The following is a 240-nucleotide window of genomic DNA, read 5'->3' as shown; positions in this document are numbered from 1 at the left end:
GAAACAATGCCTAATCGAAGCGCCCTTGCTTGATCTCCTGTACAACAGCATCTGGCAAACTCTGCATCGCTGTGCCGAAGGCTCCAGGCTTGCCTTTGGTGTCCTTCAAGATCCGCTGCACGACAGGATGCTCATCGAACTTCGGGTTGATGAGTTGCGTGTAGTACACGTACTGCTCCAAATCCGTTGAATCAGTCAGGCGGTACTTCAGCCACCCTTGCGACGCAACGCGCGCTGTGC

Annotated in this window: 1 protein-coding gene; it reads right to left on the bottom strand. The window is 54.6% G+C overall.

Annotated features, from left to right (window positions below; all coding sequences use genetic code 11):
• Positions 1-10: 10 nt before the first annotated feature.
• On the bottom strand, positions 11-240 hold a 230-nt coding region (locus tag R0J88_RS23125), incomplete at its 5' end, for a hypothetical protein (RefSeq protein ID WP_410901333.1).

Source organism: Pseudoalteromonas sp. SIMBA_162 (assembly GCF_046535955.1).
In the GTDB taxonomy this organism is placed as follows: domain Bacteria; phylum Pseudomonadota; class Gammaproteobacteria; order Enterobacterales; family Alteromonadaceae; genus Pseudoalteromonas; species Pseudoalteromonas marina.
The sequence above is the reverse complement of the archived record's forward strand: the minus strand, read 5'-3'. Positions and strand labels throughout refer to the sequence as shown.